A 21184-nucleotide genomic window follows, 5' to 3' on the forward strand; every position below is an offset into this window, starting at 1 on the left:
ACCAGGAAGGATGATCTATTGCTCAGGTTGTAAATTGTGAATCGAGTGGGCCCTCAGGTGGTTGATCACGGTGCGCAGATGATCAATCATTGCTTTCATTAGTGCCTCTGCCCACGCAGGAAGTTCCTCGGGCTGGGATAGCAAGGATTCGTAGGGAATAGCCAGGACTTCCGAATCTTGAGTTGCTCTGATGCTGTGCTCACGACGACGACCATCGAAGAGAGAAAGCTCGCCAAGAATATGTCCTGCGAAGATATTGGGACTGGTTAATTCAGCGCCGGTGCTAGACAGAATTGTCGTTGCTTTGAAGCTTCCTGATGTAATGAGGTACAGAGCTGAGGCAGGATCTCCTTCTCTGTACAGAAACTCACCCTTTAATACTTTTATATGTCTGCTCATGCGAGTGATCGTAGCATAGACAGAAAGTCGCTAAAGACCAGATGTTGAGCGCTGGACCTTATACCATCCAGGGCGAAAGAATACGTAGGAGTGTCGATGAAGAAAACTGTTTGCACAATAACTCCCAATCCCGCACTTGATTTGAGCGGAACGGTGCGAAACATCAAGCCGAATGAAAAATGTTATGTCTTCGATGAACAACGAGCCCCAGGTGGAAATTCAATCAACTCGGCTCGCATTCTAAATCGACTGAATATTCCAGTCATTGCATCGGGTTTTTTAGGCGGCAGCACCGGCGATGAAATCCACTCTTTGTTGGATCGTGAAAAATTGCGGAATCACTTTATTCACATTTCCGATTCCACCCGAATTAATGTGACTGTTTCGAATCAGCATGACCATAAACAGACGCGGTTGAGTTTCCCCGGACCGACGATCAGACGAGATGAAAAGCAGCAGCTTTTTGAACTCGTAAGCAAGAATGTCAATATCTCGCTGCTCGTCATGGGGGGCTCCTTGCCTAAGGGATTTACTCCGAAAGACCTGCTTCACATTATGAGGTTGGCCCAAAGCAGAGGTATCGAAGTCATCATCGATTCACCTGGGGAGATCCTGGCGCAGGTTGTTTCCGGCAAGCCCTTATTAATAAAGCCCAACCTCGAGGAGTTTCAAACGTTAACGAAGAGTCGTGTAACCACCATTTCCTCTGTCATTAAGAAAGCGAAGGAGAAGCTTCCTATGGTGTCCCTGGTCTGCGTTTCTTCTGTCGAGGGAGGCGCGGTGTTGATTACTCCAGAGTCTTCATTTTTTGGAAAGATTCCCCGAATTAAAATTCGCTCTACGGTTGGAGCCGGTGATTCAATGGTTGGAGCGATGGTAGCGCAGTTGTATCAGGGTAACACTTCGGCAGAGGAACTTTTAAAATGGGGGCTGGCTGCAGCGGCTGCAACCTTGAGTCATCCGGGAACTTCATTGGGGCGGGCCTCCGAAATGCAGCATTTCTATGAATTGATTCATGTCGAGAGGCAATAGAAAAAACTGGCAAGCTGTTCTGATGAAAAGTGCTGAGGTCATTTTATTTTGAAATCTTTAATACCGCCGTGCCCAGAATCAGATCGTGTTTTAAATCCTGAAGAGCTTCATTCGCTTTTTCGAACTCATAGATTGTTGTTTGAGGGTGAATGCGGACCTCGTGGGCTGCCTTTAAGAGTTCTTGTCCGTCTTGTCGGGTGTTGGCCGTAACGGATCGCAAATCCTTTTCAAAGAAAAGATGTTTCTCATAGTCGAGCAGGGGAATAGGACTGAGGTGAATACCAGCGACAGCTAAAGTGCCTCCGCGTTTTAAGCTTTCCAATGCAACCGGAACAAGGTCGCCAGCGGGCGCGAAAAGAATCGCTGAATCCAGAAGGTCAGGCAGGCCTTGAGTGGAATCGCTCACCCATTGGGCTCCTAAATCCTTTGCGAGATTTTGATGTGCTGTGGATCGGGTCACTACTGAAAGTCGTGCCTTTTGAGCGATCGCGAGCTGCGCGATAACATGAGCTGAAGATCCGAATCCAAAAATACCTAAATGTTTCCCTGGTGAAAAGCCGCTTCGGACGAGGGCGCGATAGCCGATGATACCTGCGCACAAAAGGGGTGTTGTTTGTGCTTTGTTGGTTGAAGCAGGCAGGACGTAGACATAGTCTTCCTTCGCCGTCATGTACTCGGCGTAGCCTCCTTGAAAATGATATCCAGTGAATCGTGGTTCAACACAAAGATTCTCTTTCCCGGCTTCACAGTATTCACACGTTTTACAGGTGCTGCCCAGCCAAGCGACTCCGACAGTCATACCGACACTGACACTTTTGCATTTAGAGCCAAGTTGAACAACGGTTCCGATGGCTTGATGGCCGGGGATCAGCGGCGTTCTTTGTAAAGCCAGATCACCTTCAATGATGTGCAAGTCGGTTCGGCAGATAGCGCAGAAGTCCACCTTGAGTAGGATCTCATCGTCTTGAGGTTTGGGGATAGGCCAGTCTTCAAGAACCAGGGGATGCTCTTCAATAGGAGCTTGGTGGTGAAGAAGTAGGGCTTTCATTTTCAGCATCTACAGATCGTTGGATGAAAGAGTGATTCACTCAATAAATTTGGATATGCTTTGTAGGATCTCAGACAGTTCAATATTCCCGTTGTAAGTGAAGTGGGCTGCTAACGCGCATTTTGAGTTTTTCATTTTCACAAGAGTCACGCTCTTTTATTGATGCCCATTCTTTTAGGACTACTCTACTTGTAGCTCAAAAAAGCCAACATCAATAAAGGAGTCAACAGTGGCAATAGACAAGCAACCAGTCGGTAAAGAAGTAAAACCCATGGGTCCATCCGTTCAGCGTCCTCCCTCAAAATGGAAGGCGGTTGATGAGGCTCTCGAAGAAATGCGCAACGCCTTTGGCGCTGTACCTGATTTCGTGATGAATATGACAGATGAAAGTATTCCCGGAGCTTGGGCCGAGGCAAAAAACCTCTATTTCAATCCCAATACTGCTTTAGAATTGAAGCTTAAAAATTTGATCGGTCTTGGTGTCTCCGCGCAGATCCCTTGCGAATTGCTGGGATATTTTGAACAGGTGGGAAGTCTTAATAATGGCGCAACTCCTCAGGAACAAGCAGAGGCGGTTGCTATGGCGGCAATGACACGTCATTGGAGTACAGTTCTTAACGGCTCACAGATGGACAAAGAAGCGTTCAAAAAAGAAGCTGAACAGATTATGTCGTATGTAAAACAGATGATGGATAAATCCGGCGGAAAACCACCTGCAGCAGAGGCCTTTATGGTGAAATTCTCCACTGCCGCAGAAACATACAAAGACATTGAAAAGACTTTAGGCATCATTCCAAAATTTTTCCTGAACTTTCCGGAAGAGGGGATTTCTGGTGCATGGAGTGAATTTAAAGCAGTTCAACTGAATCCGCATACGTCACTGACCGGTAAACAAAAGGAACTGATTGGCGTTGCCGTCGCGGCCCAAATACCTTGTGACTACTGCATTACTTTCCACCGCCTTGCATGTAAATTGAATGGCGCCACAGATCGGGAAATTCAGGAAGCCATCTCAATCGCATCCATGGGCAGACACTGGAGTACGCTGTTCCATGGAATGCAGTTGAATTTAGCAACCTTCAAGAAAGACGCCGATCAGATGCTGAAGAAATCTGGCGAGCGCCGTCTGACATCTTAGAATATTTTTGAGAAAAATCGGTTGATTCTAAATAGGATCAACCGATTCATTGATTCAATTCTTATCTGTTGATGTTCTACCTCGCTGGTCTTATGAAGACGATTTGTCGGAGGATGCAATGCAACACCGGCACCGGTGAAGGTCAGCGTCAGTAAAATTAAAAGGGACGACTGGCTGGTCTTTATTTATGGAAGATCACTTGCCAAAGATTTGCGAACCTTGTTCCAATGAATTCAGGAGCACTTCGTGGATCAGATCATCGACATCATGCAGCCCTACTGGCTAGGCTTGCTCATTGGACTCATCATCGGCATGGAGCGAGAGCGTTCTCAAGGTTCCGACATGCAAACCTTCGGGGTGCGCACGATGGCCTTGATTGGTTTTCTAGGCGCCTTCGCCGGATCAGGTGTTTCAGCAATCTATTCAGGTCTCACAACTTTGTTCGTTTTAATAATGATTGTCCTGGGATATTGGCGCAGTACTAAAAATGCGGGTTCTGATTTTGGGTTAACAACCGAGGTGTCGGCGTTCTGTGTTTTTGTTCTGGGTTCCATTAGCGTCAATCAACCGATCGTCGCCTGTGTCTTTGGTGCATTCATTTTGGCGCTGCTGGCGGGGCGTGTTTGGCTGCACAAGCTGACTCGTGAAAGAATAAGTCAAAGAGAGGCCGACGCGCTCATCTCCTTGATTGTCTTCGGTGCCGGGGTTCTTCCACTTCTTCCGCAAAACCCAGTGGACCCGTGGGATATGTTTGTGCCTTTCAAATTAGGAAGCATTATCTTTGCCCTCGCGCTGGTGCAGTTCTCATCTTATGTCTTGCTAAAAGTTTTTGGGGAAAGGACAGGAATTATTCTCGGAGGATTCCTGGCCGGTCTTGTTTCCAGCACCGCAGCCTTCGCCAATATCAGTCAAGATCTCAGTAAAGGAAGTAACCAGTCCCTCTCGAGTCATCTTTGTTATGGACTCATGGCAATTGCAGCGACGACCTTTTTGTCGGCGGCCATTCTTTTGGCAGGATCCTCAGGCTTAGCGCATGCCTTGGTATGGAGTTTTATATCTGTTTTTGCCACACTCATTGCATTGGTTGGTGTTGGGATGTTTTGGGCGCAAAAAAAGACGGATCGTCAAAGTCGCCAGACAAAAGATCCTCTGAATTGGAAGAGTCAGTTTGCATTTGCCCTGGTTTTGTTTGTCATAATCGCCCTGACCAAAGTTTCTGTTAAGTTCTTGGGTCCTCAAGCGCTGTTCTTGGTTAGCTTTATAAGTGGACTCTTTGAACTTCAGGGGGTGACATTTGCGCTCAGTGAAACTAAAAATTTCACTCAAGAATTAGCCAGCGCTATGGCTCTTGCTTATTGTGCATCTGTTTTGTCAAAAATGTTTTTGATCATGACGGCAAGAGGTGCGGAGTGGAAAGGGAAGCTTTTCATTTCCGGAGCTTTGTGTCTGCTTCTGGTGGCATTTGTTCTGCCATTTCTGTTCGTGAACGTCATTTCAATCTAGCGCTCAAAATCTAAAAAGGACTTTGAGAAAAATTCTCAAGCTTTGCACGAATAACGTTGCGGGCTGATCTGAAGGCTTCGAGTTTTTGATTTTCTGGAGCAGCAGCAGGGTCTGGAATTGGCCAGTGAATTCTCTGGGCCTTTACAGAAGGCAGAACAGGGCAGATCTCTTCCGCACAGAGAGTAATGACATAATCTAAATCAGCCATAAATTGCGGAGATAAATCACCGTAAAACTTAGAGTAATTTTTAGAAATGTCGATCCCAATTTCTTTTAATACCTCAATTGCATAAGGCTGAACCTGACCGCTTGGTTGTGAGCCCGCGCTTTCAATTTCAGCACTATTGCCAAGGATATCCTTAGCAAGTCCTTCTGCCAGTTGGCTTCGCGCTGAATTTGCCACGCATAAAAAAAGTATCTTCATTATTTAAGATTCCCTTTTCTGATTCTAGTAATTGTAATCAATCAAACTTTTGAAGTAAGCAGGGACGGGAGCTTTGAAGCTCAATCTTTTCTTACTGTGAGGATGCGTGATCTCAAGTTCCGCAGAGTGCAGCCTTAAGTCTTTGAAGTTAGTAACTCCTTTACCATACTTTGCATCGCCAACCAAAGGATGGCCTTCCCCGGCCAAATGAACGCGGATTTGATTTTTCTTACCCGTCAGAAGATTGATTTTGAGCAGACTGAATTTATCGGTTTCTTTAAGTACCGTGTATTCAGTTATGGCCAACTTGCCTTTATCCGGATCCGAGCTGGAGTGAACCACATAGTCTTCATCTTCACTCAAGTAGCTGGTGATAGTGCCGCTTTTCTTTTCAAGACGGCCATGAACAATCGCATAGTAAGTTTTGACGGTGGTTTTCCAATTGTCTTTCAGAAAGTTCTGGACCGCTTCTGTTTTCGCAAAAATCAACACGCCTGATGTGGCCTGATCCAAGCGATGAACAACATAGACGCATTTATTTGAACGGGGATTGCCTTTGCGAACATACTGATTGAGCAGATTGTGAACCGTATTTTCATTTTCCCACTTCGCAGCCACCGTCAGAATCCCTGGCGCTTTGTTGCCCACGATAAGATCTAAGTCTTCGTGAAGGATTTCAAAACCTTTGGGCTGATACTTTTTTGGGACTTTTTTCATGAACAAAGGCTAGAGCATACTTGGCGGAATTTCCAGTCTTATCAACTGAATCGCGAACTTATCGCTTCTTTTCGTGGCTGGATCGACCCAGTTCCTGCTCGCCAAAGAACCACCAGGGCTTCTTTCTGCTGACATACTTGAGCCCGTACTTTTCAACCACCGCCGCCGTAATGAAGTCCAGGGCTTCCCTGGGATCATCACAGAGTTTAATAAACTCGAGATCGGAGGCCGAAATATTTCCTGCGGAAAATACGGGATCTTTTAGAAATTCCAACAAACCATCCCAGTAGTCTTTGCCAACCAGAATGACGGGAAAGCCCTGCATCTTTCCGGTTTGGATCAAGGTGGCAACTTCGAAAAATTCATCGAGGGTACCAAAGCCCCCAGGCATAACAATAAACGCATAGGAGTATTTCGCCAGCATCAGTTTACGCACGAAAAAATATTTGAACTCGACCCAAAGATCAAGGTAGGGATTGGGCTTTTGCTCTTTCGGGAGGATGATATTGCAACCAATGGATTGTCCTTGGGCTTCCCTGGCGCCCCAGTTGGCGGCTTCCATCAAACCAGGTCCTCCTCCGGTAATGACCGTGAATCCTCGGCGAGCGACTTCAGATCCAAAGTTCTTTGCAAGGGTATAGTAGGGATGATCTTTCCCAAAGCGGGCGGAGCCAAACACGGTGATCGAGGGTCCAACAAAGTGAAGCGCACGAAATCCCTTGATGCACTCTAAAAAAATACGAAAGGCGCGTAGTAATTCGAAACCGCGGGTGTGCCGTCCCTCCAAGAAGAGTCTTTCTTCCTGATTTTGATTATCTTGGTCCGGTGCTGTGTTTAGCATGGCGATTCCTTTATCTATATAAAAATAGATCACCCGGAGGGGGCATTCCATTCCTAAAGATCTGTAGTTAGACACAGACTAAATCAATCCATGCTTCATGGCCCAAACGGAAATTTCAACAGAGCTTGAAATGTTTAGTTTGCGCAAGATATTCGCCTTGTGGGTTTTTATAGTTTCAGCTGAGCAATCAAGAAGACTCGCAACTTCTTTGTTGGTTTTTCCTAAGGCCACCCATTTAACGACCTCAAGCTCTCTGGAAGTCAGAACAGATTCTGCCAGAGGTTGTTCAATAAGAGCTTGGATACTTGGGGATAAATAAGATGTGCCCGCTTGAAGAGCCATCATGGCAGCTAGCAGTTCATCATTGGCGTTAAGCTTTGATAAAATAGCCCCAGCTCCCAGTTCCTGGTATTTTCGCAAAATGGTCACTTCTTCAACTTGTGTGATGATCAGGAATTCAGCCTGGGGATGTGTTTGTTTGATAGCGGGAAGAAGTTCAAGGCCGGTTTTGCCTTGAAGCTTGTGATCCAAAACTACGAGATCAATAGTAAGACCTCGTAGTTTTGACAGAGCTTCGTCAGCGGCGCCAGATTCACCAGCGATGTGGATCTTGGGAAAATGCTCAAGGAGGGCAGCCTTGAGGGCTTGCCTCATCAGGGGGTGGTCATCAATGATAAAACAATTTACGATCTTCTTCATGCGATGGGTAATTCTAGGATGAAATGAGCACCTTTTCCAAGAGTTGATTCAATGATCATACGTCCGCCGAGTTGTTCCACAAAGCCAAGTGTGAATCTCAGGCCAATTCCAAATCCAGATTCAACGCCGTCTTGATGCTCATGACCTGCCAGAATTTTGGCAATGGTTTCTTCAGACATTCCAACACCTTCATCAATAATATGAATCGCCACTTTGCTATCTTTCAAATCCGCTTCGACTCTGACGAGACCGTTGGTGGAGCTAAACTTGATGGCATTCGAGAGCAGGTTTCTGAAGATGGATTCAACCATCTTGCTGGAGGCATTGAAATAAATCACCTGATCCGGAAGAAACTGTGAAATTTTAATATTTTTAGCATGAACCTGAGGAGTTAAATGAACCAGAGAATCACTTAGACACTTTTGTAAACTTGCGCGCAGGGTTCTTTCGTCTTCAATACTCCAAGTGAGAATATCTTGCAGAAGATCCAGTGAGGACTGGCTGGAATGTACAAGGCGCTCGATGGCTTCAGCGCTCTCAGCATCATTCTTCTTGGTAAATTCCTTCTTCATTCCATTCAGAAGCATGCGCATACCGACTAAAGACCCCGTCATATCATGTGACAAGATGGTGTGAATCTTCTGGCTGAATTTCATCATTTTAATAACTTGTTCATTCAGTTCCTGAAGGGTTTCATTGCGCTCTTGCAAATCCGTCACATCGCTAAGGATATAAATGCTGGCGGAAACTTCACGGTCTTTCAGTGGAAGATCATGGCGTACAATCTGATAGTTTTTTTGTTTAACTTCGATGAGACCCTTCTGATTGAGAATCCCGTTCCACATCGGCAAAGTCTCAGCAGGCTTTCCGATCATACTGGTTCTCAAATCAAAAACTTCAAAAGCGGCCTTATTGCCATTCCAGAAGTTCTTACTGGAATCAAAAATCAAAACAGGGCTGGGCAGGCTTTCGAACACCTTTTCGTATGCCAAGGCACCGATATCCAAAAGTTCCATCTTGGTAACTGCATAATGAAGAGTCCAAGCGGCGGGCCAAATGGCGGCGACTCCTACCTGAACCATATCAGGAATATTTAAAATAACACGCCCCAGAACTTCTAAAGCTAAACTGAAAAGACCCGCCAAAGCCAGCAAAGTTGCATATTTTCTTTTTGCACCGGTTTTGGTGAAGATTGTGAAAAGATAGAGAACATACAGAGTGGCCAGACAGACGTAGATATAGGCGAAGCTAAGATTTATCAGCAGACCCGATTTATATTTTAGTAGCCCCAGAGAGCTTACTGAGTAAGAAAAATCATAGAAAGTCCACTCCCTCGCAAAAGGGAAATCCAGAATCGAACAAAGGTGTCCTAAAATGACAAGGCAGGGGAAGATATAAATCAAATACTTAGCTTTGCCGAGCATATCCCAAAAGGAGCGATAGAAAATTCCAACTCCCACCAAAAGCCAAGTCGGGCCCAAGAGCGGAAGAAACAGCTGTCTGGCTTCGGTGAGCAGAACTTTGTGCGAATAGTCCGTTGCCAGAGAAGTCATTAAGATGAGGAAAGCCCAGAGCGCATAAGCGGCTTGGGTGAATAAGACAAGTCTATGAAGAGGGGATCTTCGCGCGGACCACAAATAAACACTTAGACCTGCACAGATCGCAAAGGTCAAAATCAATGAGGCAAAGATAATCAGTGAGGACATCCCGAGAGCTTAGCAGGAAATCTTTTTTTGGCCACACTTTTCCCATCCCCCAAATGGGGGATAGAGTGGTGGTGCCGCTTAAAAGTGCCATTTTTCTATTTGCAGGAATTCCGAGAAATTATGTCCTGACATCTCGTAGCCTTTAAGGCCCTTCGGAAGAATAGTGTTATTAGAACGATAGTAAGCTGGTAAAGAAGGTAATTCGTCAGTGTAGACGCGTAAAACTTTACGCATCAATGCTATTCGCTTTGCTGAATCGAACTCACTGGCCGCTTGAATCAGCCAGGCATCGACCTCTTTATTCTTCCATCCCGCGCGATTATGGCCTGACCAACCATTCGACTCCGAGGGTATCATGGAAGAACTGAGTGAGTTGATGTCGACGACATTGGGAGAATTCACCCAGGTCAACAATGCCAATTGAAATTTGCGATGGCGAAGAATCTCAGAGAAAAAGACACGAGCCGGATAAGTTTTTAACTGCAAATCCACGCCCACTTGCTTCCACTGATTCTGCAGGTAAACAGAAAGCATTTCGTTCAGTTTGTTGTCGCTCACGCCAGCCATGATGAAGGACAGCTTTTGGCCATTCTTCCAGCGATAGCCCTTTTCCCCCAGCTTCCAGCCAGCTTGATCAAAGAGTTCTGCGGCTTTCGCTCGGTTGAAGGCATAGACCGAGATGTCCTTGGGATTATCGGTGTACCATTCGTCAAAAGGAGTTGAAAAATGATAAGCCGGTGGCTGACGGTTTTCGAAAAAGGCCTGAGCCATTTCCTTTCGGTTGAAGGCATAAGCCAAAGCCTGGCGAACATCTTTATCTTTTAAAATAGGATCGTCTAAATTCACATCAATATGCGAATACATGACTCCCGGAACAAACTGCACTTCGTATGGTAAATTCTGATTCTTTACTTTCTTCTCAAAAACCAAAGCCTGATCGAAACTCATTCCAGATGAGGAGGCCATTTGCACATTGCCGCTCAGAAGATTTGCTTCGATGGCGGATGAGTTGAGAATAAAGCGCAGAACGATTTTCTTAAAATAGGGCTTCTCGCCATAAAATTTCTCATTCGGCACTAGCACAACATGGCTGCCAAATTTCAGTTCACTCACGCGGTAGGGGCCATTGTACAATCCAGGATTGGCGATATTCGTGACATACAGGGAGTTGTGCTCATAGCCATGCAATTTACCCTTGTTAGCTTCAAAGACGGGCATTTCCAGATGAACGGGGATTGGCCGAGGAAAGTTGAGATAGAAATTATACTGCGTCTTCTCAAGAACCAGGGTGCATTTTTTTGGATTCTTGGAATCAATTGAGATGCTTTGAATGTTTTTATAGTCTTCTCGGTTCGGGGTGGCGACCAAATCATTGCTGCCAATTTTCCAAGCCGCTTCCAAGTCTCGGCAGGTCAAAGGCTGACCATCACCCCATTGAGCCGCGGGCAGAAATTCAATTTCAGCGCGTAAATGGGTTCCGGTCTTGTCTTTAAACTGCGTGAGTTTTTTATTTTTGAAAGTAGGGATTTCCTTAATTAAGACAGCCTCAGGACGGCCGGCAGGAGTCAACTTCGTGATGGGTCTTAAAACCGCATCATCGACCATACTCCCGGCCATCATCGTGTTCACGATGGGATTGATCGTATCGAATTCCGCATTCAAGGCAATGCTCAGTTCCTCTTTAGAACCGGCAAAAGTTCTGTCACAGAAAAACAAAGGGATGAATCCTAAAGCTACAGTCAGAGTGAATGAGGGGATTGTCTTCATACAACAAGATTAGCGCTATTCCTGCGCGGTAGCACGTCAAAATTAAGTAAGCTCTGACAAATTGATCAGAGCTTACTGAGGACTTATTACCTAGAGGCCACACTCGAGACGGAATTTTTCCCAGGATCCGATTTGTGTGGCGTCGGTGTGAATCGTATCGCTAACTCTTCCACCACCACTCACAGCAGTGACATAGTTTCCTGTGAAGGTTTGGATGGCATAGACACCGTAGCCAAGAGAGATCATTTTGAACTTTTCCCAATCTAGCAATTGGGTGGCATCAGAGTGGATGACGTCGGTAATCCTTCCTCCACCGCCCACTGCGGTGAGGTAGTTGCCTGTGTAAGTCTTAAGGCCATAGCTAATGATAGGGTCTCCGGTGCAGGAATCAACCAGGACAAACTTTTCCCAAGATCGCACGCGGGTGGCATTGGTGTGAATCACATCAGTGGTTCGTCCTCCACCGCCAACGGCCGTCAGATAATGGCCATTGAAAGTCTTAATGGCACAAGTGATGGGTCCGTTGCAGGCCTGCGAAATGGATGACAGGCCAAGAGTGAAGAAGAGAGCAGAAAAAGCAAAAATCATTTTCATGGGATTCTCCTTTTGGTCTTTCAAGACCACTCATAGGATTATGAGATACCAAGGAAAAGAGACATTCAAAGCCTCGCGGAGAAAGTTGTTGAGATAATGTTGAAACTAAGACGTTCAACATTGGATTTTCGAACAGTAAAAGGCGAAGGTCTGCTGTTGTGGGACAGGGAAACCTAGGCTGCAGTTTTTTTGTAAAGTAAGTGCCAAATATAAATAAACAGAATCAAGATTCCGACTGTCAAATGGCTGACACTCGCAAGCACGCTTAAGGTTTCATTTCCAAAATAATAAATTCCTAAACCTGACAGAGCGAGGAACACAAAGACAGCGACCAAGCTGATACCGCTGACACGATTGCGTTTGCGATTCCACTCTTTGCGCATATGAATACTTGAGAGGGCACCGACAATGGCAATGGAGATCAAAGCCAGCAGGGTGTGAATCCCCGCTACGGCAACTCGAGAATCCGCGCTGAGTCTCCATGGTACGGTTTTATCCAATCGAACTTCGAGGGTCGTCGGCGTCAAAAGAAGGCCAGTTAGGAAAAGAACCCCCAAGCAAATTGAGATAAACTTAACAGAAAACCATTTGGGATAGCCCTTCATAATCAATCTAATCCTTTGGAAGTCAGAAGCTTGCCGCCCAGCCGAGTGATCAAATCTTGTCGTTGATCATCAGAAGCCAGGCTTGCAACCTTCGTCAAAGCATCCGCACGCCATGCGGAGCCAGAAGTAACGGTCCACGCCCCAATATGGGCAGGGACATTATTTGATCCTAAAATTTTACCAGGATACTGGGGGTTGTATTGCTCAGAAACCGTTGAGGTGGCAACTGCAATTTCTTGAAAGTTGCCAAGGGTTGTAAGGCTTTCATCGATCTCGCGACGGTGGAGGGGCAGAATCAATTCTCCAAAGACCCGAAGGTCTCCGCCAGCATTGACATACCCTGAAGTCACACCGAGGCTTTTCATGGCTTTCACGGCCAAATCCACCGCATAGCCCTTGGCGATACCATCCAGGGTAATAAGCACAGGTCTCTGGAGGCGAGCGGAGGTCCCGCGAAGTTCGAGATCTTTATAAGACCCTGAAGTCAGGAATTCTGAGTCAAAATGACGAGGAAGTTTTCCCTCCGAAACCAAGGCTCCGCCCACGGTGCAATTAAATAGCTCTTCGCTGGCACAGCTCATAGAGCGTGCTAAGCGCAGGGCCACAATACTTAAGGGGCTGAGTTTGATCCACTGTCCTTGGGAGGCATTGAGTTTTGAAAGCTCACTCTCGGGATCATGGAAGCTGAGGGTCTTATGAACCCTTTCGATGGTCGCAAACGCCGCGGCGACCGCTTCCTCGAAATGCGCGAGATCGTCGTAGGTTCCGACTTCTACAAATGTCCCAAGCAAGGGACGCAGACGTCTATAGAGCTTTCTCACTGCCAAGAACCTGCTGAAGAACTAGAATGCGTTTAACTCCATCTAGAACGTTACGGCAAGACAGGGTTGCTCCCGTGATATTAGGAATATCTTTATCAAGTTTCAAAGGATCGGAGAGGGATTTGCCCTTAAATTTATTTCTCCAGGCCTCTTGGCGAATCTCGCCGCCGTGAGTTTCACGGTAGCTCATGATTTCAACTCCGAGGACTTTGCCGTCAGGGTCCACGGCCGTCGCGTAAGTGATGAACTCGTGTTTTCCAACGACTTCATCGATATAGAACCAGCCCAAAAGTTTTGATTTTTTTTGAACTCTCCAGATTGCCGGATTTTTTGTTCTTTGGCGAACTCCAGAGAGATCTTTGATTTTTGAAACCTGATCGTCCGTCAGGGTGACGGACTGCTTGAGAAACTGATCGGCCTCAGGGAAAAGAACTTTTTGTGCTTGGGATTCGTTGAGGTAATCCGTCGCATAGGCGGGCATCACGAGGGCGAATGGAATCAACAGAGATAGATTTTGTTTAACGCCGTTCATGATGCAATTCCTTTAGAAGTTGATGCCAACTTTGAAGCGCACTTCTTGTTTTGTTTTTTCAATCAAATGAAGGTTGGCATCTTGCTGACCATCATAAGCTGGGGCCCCTTGAATTTGTGGGAACCATGTCAAAGTCGTCCACCAGCCCGCTGTGGCATAGTGCAAGTTTGGACCAGCGAAAGTGGACCAACGCTCTTGACCCACTTCGGTTTCGTACTCAGTTTCATAAGAAAGCTCAGCGCCCACAAACCAATTTGGCATGAAACGATAACTTAAACCCATACCCGCGTTAAGGGCAATTTCCATTTCTGGATGTGTCGGCCATTCGAAGCCAGGGTCAAGATCTGGAATGTAGTAACGTTGGGCATAAGTAGACTCCATGCCTGTATTCAACACCCAGATCAACTCTCCTTCGAGGAAGTATTTCTGCAAGATGAACTCGAGTTCTGCGGACGTAGAATCTTTGTCTTGGCCAGAGTGTTTGTCTCTCCAGCTATGTAGAAGCGCAAAGTATGTTGAAAACCCAACGTCATCTTTAGCCGGGCTTAAGAAGTTATACTTCGCAGAAAACTCCAAACCAGAAGGGGACATGCCCGAATTGATATCCTTGGGAATATAAGCGTCAACTGTGATGCCACTGCTGTAAATTGATTGCATCATAAGTGCGCCTGAAATGGACAAGCTGTTGGTCGCTCCATATTCAATTTCGGTTTTTGAATCAAGGGCACTGTAAGTTCCCTTTCCCTTGTCCGTACGTGAAGTCAGAACTTGATAGAGGTCCCAACTGCCTTGCGGTAAAGTTTCAGCACCACGAATATAGCCAAAAAGATTCTCATCGGCTTGGGCCAAGCCCGTCGTCAAACAAACGGCCATAACCGCCGCAAACATTTTAAAAGCATTGAATTTGGACATGGGAAATCTTTCTCAAATGTTAAGAAATGGAGAAGGAGGAGTACCGCACTCCGTTTGGGCTCGTCCAGATCTTTTCAATTAGATGTCCCTAAATGAAAAGTAGATGAAAATGCCTCTCAGCCCCCCTTTGACCACCTTGGCAGTCCAGTTTCATGCTTGATCCCCCGATCGAGGGATATTCCGAAACATGACGAATCCGAAACAATTAATAGAAGAACCGGCATTGTCATGGAGAAAAACAGTGAAGAGTCTATTCGTTTTTGTGATGTTAGCGGCGATTTCCTATTCAAACCTGGGCCGCGCTCAAAGTGTGGGTGTGCGAACAGGAGTTCAAAAAGTCTATGGTCAAAGTGAGAATCTTTTGAACCAAACGGCGTTCACACTTCAGGTGGAATATACACCGGCCGCGTTTTCAGATTTCAAATCCTGGCTGATTTCCAAAGATTTCAGTTTCTTGCAAAACTGGAACTTCATCACTGAATTTGGCTACACCAAATACACGGGCAGCGAACTCTCGCGCAGAACGGAATACCTTTCACCATCTCTTCAGTTGCGCAGTGGAACTGAATTTGCGGGGGCTCAGCGCGTGAACTATCAGTTCGGCGTGGGGGCGGGCGTCCTGTTGGTAGAGCGTGATGGGCAAAAAACAACGCAAGTCACTTCGAATGCATTGGCAAGTATCGACTATCAGAATCTCAATCTTGTCCCAGAGCTATCAGTGGGTTTTGAAACCGGAATGATCTTCGATAGCGAATATCCTATCAGCTACAACGGAATGTTCGTTCGCTATTTCAGAAATTTCTAAAATTTTTCGGGAGCACTCATGAAGAGTCTTATTAAATATCTTAGTGTATCGATTGTTGTTCTGTCTGTGGCATCGGGATGTAGTAAAGGTGTTCAAAGCCTGGTCGGTGAGAGCACATCGCCATCTGTTTCCCCGAATTTGCCAGCGTTTCGAGTTGTCAGTTCGGTCCCCGCAAGCGGAAGCACAGCTCTTTCGACCTTGAAGGATCTTACTATCGAATTTTCTGAGGAGCCAGTGCAGTTCGATGCAAACTCCTTTAAGCTTCGCCAGGGCAGTAGTGCCGGGGCTGAAGTCACAATCAGTGGTTTTACCAAGCTGACTGCAACCAAGTATAAATTTTCTGTGAACAGTCTGCTGCCTTCTACAAATTATTTCATAGTCATCAACTCTGGTCTTCTTGGAATATCTGGGGAGCCAATATCAAATCCAAGTATCTCTTTTGGGACCACTGTGGGGTGGTTGGACTTCGGGACGAAGTACTTTGTGGCTTGGCGATCTTATTCGCTCGGGATGTACGTTGATTTTGATGGCAAGCCGGTGGTACTCAGTAATGATATCAGTCCGGCGCGTCTGCGGCTTATCAAGTATGATGGAACAACCACTCAAGAGTATGGGGCCAGCGATTTGAGTGGTGGCTTAAACTCTACAAGTTTCCCAATGTTGGAAGTGCATCAAGATCAAACGACAAGCACGTCAACTCCTTATGTCCTGTGGTCGGCTTCTGGCAAGGCGACGTTGTCGAAATGGGATGGAAGTGCGTGGGGTGTAGTCGGTGCCGCCAACTTTACAAAAGGTGGGTTTAGCACCACCTACGCGGATTTGAGTTTGGATTCAGCAGGTGATCCGATTGTGGTTTATTCTGGAGGCCTTGATTCTGGAAAGCTATTTGTTCAGCAATATAAGGCCGGTGCTTGGGACTATGTCGGCGGCACAGCTACAGGTGTAACGACGGTAGCCACAAAATATCCTCAGGTGAATGTCGCAAGTGATGGCACTATTTATGTCTTTGCGATGGATGATACTAATAAAGTACCTCTTTTTAAAAAGTACTCGGCGGGCGCATGGAGTGATCTTCCGACGACCAATTTGCCTGCAGGTTCGCACTATATGGGCCAAATGATTCTGGATAAGGATGAGAAGCCGGTTGTCTTGTTCAAGATATACGACGCAACCTCGCCAAAAAATTTGCAACTTTTGGTTGCGCGGTTCAATGGCGCTTCTTGGAACATTATAGGAGAGAACATTAGCTATGCGGTGAATGCGCAGGCATTGAAGTTGGTCTTGGGATCTGACCAGCGCATTTATGCGTCTTTTGCGGATACCGTCGGTGGGGTTTCAGTGGCTGCCGTTGTTAAAGTTTATGATGGCTCGACGTGGTCAACGCTTGGATATGCCGCGGCTTCTGAGTTCAGCACATTTATGCCGATCTATGCTCAGTCTAGAACCGGCGAGCACTACATCTTCCATGCGGAGTACAATATGAGCAATGGTGCTAATGATCGTTTTTTGAGAATGCGTAAAATCCACTGATGGCCTAGGTAGACGCTCGGTGGAGAATTCTCAGCTAGTTTTCTTTTAGCGAGCTTTGCCTAAGAACCATTGTTATCACTTTGGCCAGAAATTATTGTCACTCTCCTAGTTATAAAAAACTACTGGAGATAACATGAAATTATTTAAGCTAATGGTATTTGGTTCTCTGTTTGCTGCTCTGACAGCTCAAGCCAGCGAAGGAATTTTTGGCTATTCTTATACTGCAGACACTCATGGTAAAGGCCAATGGGAGTACGAACAGTACAATACTTTGCGTTCTGGAAAAAGCGAAGGTGATTACAATGCCTTGGACGTACGATTTGAGCTGGAGACAGGCATCACTGACAACCTTCAGATGTCTGCCTACATTAATACGTCTTACGTAAATATCCATAACAGTGGAGATTTGACGAACATAAATGAATTCGACGTCAACGGCATGTCTTTGGAATTTATTTACAATGTTTTGAGTCCGTACAAAGACTCATTTGGTTTGAGTCTTTATTTGGAGCCTGAAATTTCAGTTCGCAGTGAAAAGTCTGGTCAGCCGGTCAATAAGAGAGCTGTTGACGCAAAGTTGCTTCTTCAAAAGAATTTCCTGGAAAACTCTTTAATCACGGTTCTTAACCTTAAATTAGAACCCGAGTGGAAAAGAGAGGGAAGTGATCGCGATAAAAGCCTGGAGGCAGGGATTTCTGCCGGTATCGCTTACCTTTTTCAACCTAAAACTTACGTGGGGTTAGAGATAGTAAATGACTTCGAATACGAAGACATGAATTTTGCGGATCAAGAGTTCTACACCTGGTCCGTAGGCCCAACAATTCACTATGCTTCTGAAAGCTGGTGGTGGACATTGACGGCTCTTCCGCAGGTCTCCGGTTGGCCAAAAACGGATGGCAATCTGAACCTTGATGAAAAAGAAAAGTTTCAGGTGCGCTTCAAGTTCGGCATCCCTTTAGGAGGCTAGGAGAGCTTCGGATCACATTTTGAGCAATATCCGTAAAATACGACGGAAAGATTGGCCTTCGAGAAGTCATGGACTTCCTTGAGGGCTTTTTCAATTCTTTTGAAGAGGTCGTCGTTGCCTTTGATGACTTTGCCGCAGGATTTGCAAATGTAGTAGTGGTGGGGCTTCTTTTCGAAAATATACTGAAAGACCTTCCCTTTTTTGGGTAGGCTGAGTTCTTGGATGACTTCAAGTTCAATAAACTTTTCGATATTTCGATAGATGGTGGTTCTATCGACATCGGGAAGATGCTCGCTCATGAACTTCTGCAGATCTTGATTTGGAATATGGCGATGCTGATTGTCCAAAAAGAATTGAATCAGAAGTTTTTTTGACGAGGTCATACGAAGACCATGTGATTTTAGATACAGGACGAGGTCCTTATGTTTCTTCACAGGCTATTTTCTCCGGCGACCTTTTCCCAAAGGCACAATTCCCCGTTATCAACTGGACGGCTGTCTAAAAACTTCATGGTTGATGGCATTTGACCTCCATATCCATGAAAAGTGATGACCTTCTTGCCAGGGGTTAGCCAAGTCATCTGGCGAAATACTTCGCTAACATATTGCACATAATGCTTTCGATCAAGGTCAATGTCCCTATCAATGAGTGCAATGTCAGTGTCATCACAGATGTGTTCTTGGAAAGGGTTGTAGAAGTAGAATATGTCATAATCAGACCAATTTAGATCGAGCATATTACCGTGAATGAAATGAACCCGGTCTAAAGCATTCTCTTGTGCGATGGCTTTGGATACTTCAAACAGGTTTTTCCGTTGCTCGATCCCAAATATTTCTAGCTCTGTCAGGAAGGATAATAACGTGCAGAGTTTTCCAACCCCTGAGCCGATATCAATGAATCGATATTTTGAATTACGTCCAATCAAGTCCGCAATGTGGTGGGCGGCCGCGATGGAGCTCCATTGGATATCAGAGATCGCTCTAATTCGAGGGGGATAGATGCTATCAAACTCAGCATCATCTATCTCCTCGAGCCCTTGTATTTTTTGAATCATCTCTGCAGAAATTATCGGTGGTGCAGAGAATTTGCTCGAAAGCGTGGCCAGATAATTCAATCGGCCATTGGGGGAGTGAGTTCTTTTCACACACTTCCATTTTTCGAAGAGGTCTCTAGCAATTCCTTGTAGTCTTTTGAGCGCAGTAAATTTGCGAGATCTCGTTCGTTATCTAATTCCACTCTAAACAGCCAGCCCTCGCCCATGGGGTCATCATTGATAAGAGTAGGATCGTCAACCAAGGATGAGTTGACCTCCAGCACAGTGCCGTTGATGGAAGATAGAATGTCGTGAATCTTTAAGATGCTTTCGATAGAACACAAGGCTTGTCCTTGATTGGCATGTTGACCATCTTCTGGGAAATCCAAATAGATGACTTCGCCAAGTTGATCGATAGCATGTTCTGTGAGTCCAATAGTGACCAGGTTTTCGTCAACCTGAAGCCATTCGTGGTTCTTCGTATAATAAAGTTCTTCGGGCAATGTATATGGCATGGCCTTAAATCACATTTTAAGTCTTTTGGGTCAAGTCTTTATTGCAACTTGTTGCAATAGTAATTGAATTGGCAATGCGGAATAGGGCAGGAACTTTAAAAACCCGCCGGGGCAGGTTTTTAAAGTTATCTTGATTACTTCAGGCGCATGTCATTCTTGACGGATGTGACTCCCTTAACGCTTTTTGCGATTTCAACCGCTCTGTTAATATCAGCCTGCGACGTTACAAAGCCACTCAATTGAACCACTCCTTTGTGGGTTTTAACTTTGATTTCAGTGGATTTCAATTTTGGTTCCGCGAGCAGATCATTCATGATTTTCGTAGTGATAACACTGTCGTCAACATACTCACCGGTACTTTCCTTTTTATCTGTTGTTGCGGCATGACCTGAAGACATTGGTAGCGCAAAAGACAAAAAGCCGGCGTAAAGACAAATTGCTAGGTACTTCATAAGTTTTCTCCTGTAGCGATAAATGATTTTTTGAAGTTGCTATTAAGCGCATTTTACCTTCAAAAATATAAATAAAAACAGGCGATTCAAAAGATCCTGCTGAGGATCAGTTGGAGCCTAACTTTTCATCAAATCCACAAGTTGATCGAATGCCAAGCCCCAGCCTTCCTTAAAACCCATGGCTTCATGCTTCTTGCGTCCTTCTTCGTCAGCGTGTCGAACGATGGCTTGGTAGAAAGTTCCCTTTTCTGTTTTGGTAAGCAGAAGGGTCGCTACAAGTGGAAAACCCATACTGTCGGTAACCATAGGTCTGAAATCCTGAGTCATCATGTTGGTCCAAACAAGTTTCTTGTTTTCAACAACCTCAAGAAGGCAACCATTGTTCGGCACTATTTCGCCTTCTGGTCCCTGCATGAGCGTATAGAACTCACCACCTGGGCGAAGATCAATTCGGCACTCAGTCACTTTCCATGGCTTCGGACAAAACCATTTCATCAGTGTTTCAGGATCAGTCCATCCTTTCCATATTTTTTCAACGGGAAGGGAGGTGGTTCGTTCAAAGGCAAGATCAAGTTTGCTGTCTAATTTCAATTCGGTTGCCATAAAAGGATCCTTTGCTTGCTAATTCATTGAGTGAAGGCCAAACATATTTCCTTCGGTGTCATAGACCAAAGAGATAAAGCCGTACTGGCCGATTGCGAATTTTGATTTCTCAACTTTGCCACCGAACTCTGTGACTCTTTTTTCCTCTAGCGAACAATCCGCACAAGAAAAGTAGACCAACACACTATTTCCACCAGCAGCTACACCGGGAATTTTTACGAGTGCACCGGGGGCTCCATAGGAGTTAACATTGCCAGGAAAAGACCACAATTCTACCTCGGGGTTATTTAACCGCTCAAGAGTTGTGCTAAAAACAGACTCATAGAACTTCTTGGCTCTAGTCATGTCGTCGACATAAATTTCGAACCATCCAACTGCATTGCCTTTCATCTTGTCACCTCAAATTGAATTCTAATTATTCGTTACTTGTGTCGATCTATTCAACAGAACTTTCAGCAGTCTAGACCACCTGTGCAAAGGAGATTTGGTTTTGGCAATTGTCCGAGGAATGCAACGCAACACCGGCGCCGAAAACTGCATC

At 45.6% G+C, this 21184-nt stretch carries 25 protein-coding genes; 6 read left to right on the plus strand and 19 right to left on the minus strand.

What is annotated here, in order from left to right:
* Positions 1-15 precede the first annotated feature (15 nt).
* Positions 16-399 (minus strand): Crp/Fnr family transcriptional regulator, encoded by a 384-nt coding sequence (locus NWE73_RS17420; protein ID WP_277579643.1) that lies wholly within the window; start codon positions 397-399, stop codon positions 16-18.
* A 96-nt stretch (positions 400-495) separates the two neighbouring features.
* Here NWE73_RS17420 and NWE73_RS17425 point away from each other — a divergent pair, with 96 nt between their 5' ends.
* Positions 496-1431 carry a 1-phosphofructokinase family hexose kinase gene (locus NWE73_RS17425; RefSeq protein WP_277579644.1) on the plus strand — a complete coding sequence of 312 codons (936 nt, stop codon included), beginning with the start codon at positions 496-498 and terminating at the stop codon, positions 1429-1431.
* Between the two features lie 43 nt (positions 1432-1474).
* On the opposite strand, the gene NWE73_RS17430 is transcribed toward NWE73_RS17425, so the two are convergent.
* Positions 1475-2479, minus strand: coding sequence for a zinc-dependent alcohol dehydrogenase family protein (locus NWE73_RS17430; protein WP_277579645.1), 1005 nt, complete (start codon positions 2477-2479; stop codon positions 1475-1477).
* Between the two features lie 229 nt (positions 2480-2708).
* Between NWE73_RS17430 and NWE73_RS17435 the strand changes: the two genes are divergently transcribed.
* Together NWE73_RS17435 and NWE73_RS17440 are read left to right on the plus strand one after the other, a co-directional pair.
* Positions 2709-3617, plus strand: a complete 909-nt coding sequence (locus NWE73_RS17435; protein WP_277579646.1) for a carboxymuconolactone decarboxylase family protein — start codon at positions 2709-2711, stop codon at positions 3615-3617.
* 246 nt (positions 3618-3863) lie between these two features.
* Positions 3864-5120, plus strand: a complete 1257-nt coding sequence (locus NWE73_RS17440; RefSeq protein ID WP_277579647.1) for an MgtC/SapB family protein — start codon at positions 3864-3866, stop codon at positions 5118-5120.
* Between the two features lie 10 nt (positions 5121-5130).
* On the opposite strand, the gene NWE73_RS17445 is transcribed toward NWE73_RS17440, so the two are convergent.
* The 11 genes from NWE73_RS17445 to NWE73_RS17495 form a co-directional block, all read right to left on the minus strand.
* The gene (locus NWE73_RS17445) at positions 5131-5544 is read right to left on the minus strand and encodes an arsenate reductase ArsC (RefSeq protein WP_277579648.1); all 414 of its coding nucleotides are present in this window, start codon (positions 5542-5544) and stop codon (positions 5131-5133) included.
* A gap of 24 nt (positions 5545-5568) precedes the next feature.
* The gene (locus NWE73_RS17450) at positions 5569-6261 is read right to left on the minus strand and encodes an RluA family pseudouridine synthase (protein ID WP_277579649.1); all 693 of its coding nucleotides are present in this window, start codon (positions 6259-6261) and stop codon (positions 5569-5571) included.
* A gap of 58 nt (positions 6262-6319) precedes the next feature.
* The gene (locus NWE73_RS17455) at positions 6320-7153 is read right to left on the minus strand and encodes an LOG family protein (RefSeq protein WP_277579650.1); all 834 of its coding nucleotides are present in this window, start codon (positions 7151-7153) and stop codon (positions 6320-6322) included.
* A 27-nt stretch (positions 7154-7180) separates the two neighbouring features.
* Positions 7181-7801, minus strand: a complete 621-nt coding sequence (locus NWE73_RS17460; RefSeq protein WP_277579651.1) for a response regulator transcription factor — start codon at positions 7799-7801, stop codon at positions 7181-7183.
* Complete coding sequence (locus NWE73_RS17465; protein ID WP_277579652.1) at positions 7798-9507, minus strand: sensor histidine kinase; 1710 nt, start codon at positions 9505-9507, stop codon at positions 7798-7800. The genes NWE73_RS17460 and NWE73_RS17465 overlap by 4 nt, the downstream gene beginning before the upstream one ends.
* Before the next feature lie 78 nt (positions 9508-9585).
* On the minus strand, positions 9586-11274 hold the full coding sequence (locus tag NWE73_RS17470) for a peptide ABC transporter substrate-binding protein (RefSeq protein WP_277579653.1): 1689 nt from the start codon (positions 11272-11274) through the stop codon (positions 9586-9588).
* Between the two features lie 90 nt (positions 11275-11364).
* Positions 11365-11868, minus strand: a complete 504-nt coding sequence (locus NWE73_RS17475; RefSeq protein WP_277579654.1) for a fascin domain-containing protein — start codon at positions 11866-11868, stop codon at positions 11365-11367.
* 173 nt (positions 11869-12041) lie between these two features.
* Positions 12042-12473, minus strand: coding sequence for a hypothetical protein (locus NWE73_RS17480; RefSeq protein WP_277579655.1), 432 nt, complete (start codon positions 12471-12473; stop codon positions 12042-12044).
* Between the two features lie 2 nt (positions 12474-12475).
* Positions 12476-13294 (minus strand): FAD:protein FMN transferase, encoded by an 819-nt coding sequence (locus tag NWE73_RS17485; protein WP_277579667.1) that lies wholly within the window; start codon positions 13292-13294, stop codon positions 12476-12478.
* The gene (locus NWE73_RS17490; protein ID WP_277579656.1) at positions 13278-13826 is read right to left on the minus strand and encodes an FMN-binding protein; all 549 of its coding nucleotides are present in this window, start codon (positions 13824-13826) and stop codon (positions 13278-13280) included. Before NWE73_RS17490 ends, NWE73_RS17485 begins: the two co-directional genes overlap by 17 nt.
* A 12-nt stretch (positions 13827-13838) precedes the next feature.
* The gene (locus NWE73_RS17495; protein WP_277579657.1) at positions 13839-14738 is read right to left on the minus strand and encodes a DUF6662 family protein; all 900 of its coding nucleotides are present in this window, start codon (positions 14736-14738) and stop codon (positions 13839-13841) included.
* A 241-nt stretch (positions 14739-14979) separates the two neighbouring features.
* On the opposite strand from NWE73_RS17495, the gene NWE73_RS17500 reads away from it, so the two are divergent.
* The 3 genes from NWE73_RS17500 to NWE73_RS17510 all read left to right on the plus strand — a co-directional run bounded on the left by NWE73_RS17500 (position 14980) and on the right by NWE73_RS17510 (position 18040).
* Positions 14980-15543, plus strand: coding sequence for a hypothetical protein (locus NWE73_RS17500; protein WP_277579658.1), 564 nt, complete (start codon positions 14980-14982; stop codon positions 15541-15543).
* 18 nt (positions 15544-15561) lie between these two features.
* The gene (locus NWE73_RS17505; protein ID WP_277579659.1) at positions 15562-17073 is read left to right on the plus strand and encodes an Ig-like domain-containing protein; all 1512 of its coding nucleotides are present in this window, start codon (positions 15562-15564) and stop codon (positions 17071-17073) included.
* 133 nt (positions 17074-17206) lie between these two features.
* Positions 17207-18040, plus strand: a complete 834-nt coding sequence (locus tag NWE73_RS17510) for a DUF6662 family protein (protein ID WP_277579660.1) — start codon at positions 17207-17209, stop codon at positions 18038-18040.
* Here NWE73_RS17510 and NWE73_RS17515 read toward each other — a convergent pair.
* The 6 genes from NWE73_RS17515 to NWE73_RS17540 form a co-directional block, all read right to left on the minus strand.
* Positions 18037-18474, minus strand: a complete 438-nt coding sequence (locus NWE73_RS17515; RefSeq protein WP_277579661.1) for a Fur family transcriptional regulator — start codon at positions 18472-18474, stop codon at positions 18037-18039. The genes NWE73_RS17510 and NWE73_RS17515 overlap by 4 nt on opposite strands.
* Positions 18471-19184, minus strand: coding sequence for a methyltransferase domain-containing protein (locus NWE73_RS17520; protein WP_277579662.1), 714 nt, complete (start codon positions 19182-19184; stop codon positions 18471-18473). The genes NWE73_RS17515 and NWE73_RS17520 overlap by 4 nt, the downstream gene beginning before the upstream one ends.
* Positions 19181-19588, minus strand: a complete 408-nt coding sequence (gene gcvH, locus NWE73_RS17525) for a glycine cleavage system protein GcvH (protein ID WP_277579663.1) — start codon at positions 19586-19588, stop codon at positions 19181-19183. The genes NWE73_RS17520 and gcvH overlap by 4 nt, the downstream gene beginning before the upstream one ends.
* 134 nt (positions 19589-19722) lie before the next feature.
* On the minus strand, positions 19723-20040 hold the full coding sequence (locus NWE73_RS17530) for a BON domain-containing protein (RefSeq protein WP_277579664.1): 318 nt from the start codon (positions 20038-20040) through the stop codon (positions 19723-19725).
* A gap of 117 nt (positions 20041-20157) precedes the next feature.
* Positions 20158-20643: an SRPBCC family protein gene (locus NWE73_RS17535; protein ID WP_277579665.1), complete on the minus strand. Its 486-nt coding sequence runs from the start codon at positions 20641-20643 to the stop codon at positions 20158-20160.
* 18 nt (positions 20644-20661) lie between these two features.
* Positions 20662-21033, minus strand: coding sequence for a VOC family protein (locus NWE73_RS17540; protein ID WP_277579666.1), 372 nt, complete (start codon positions 21031-21033; stop codon positions 20662-20664).
* Positions 21034-21184 lie beyond the last annotated feature (151 nt).

The sequence above is a fragment of the Bdellovibrio svalbardensis genome (genome assembly GCF_029531655.1).
Classification (GTDB): Bacteria; Bdellovibrionota; Bdellovibrionia; order Bdellovibrionales; family Bdellovibrionaceae; genus Bdellovibrio; species Bdellovibrio svalbardensis.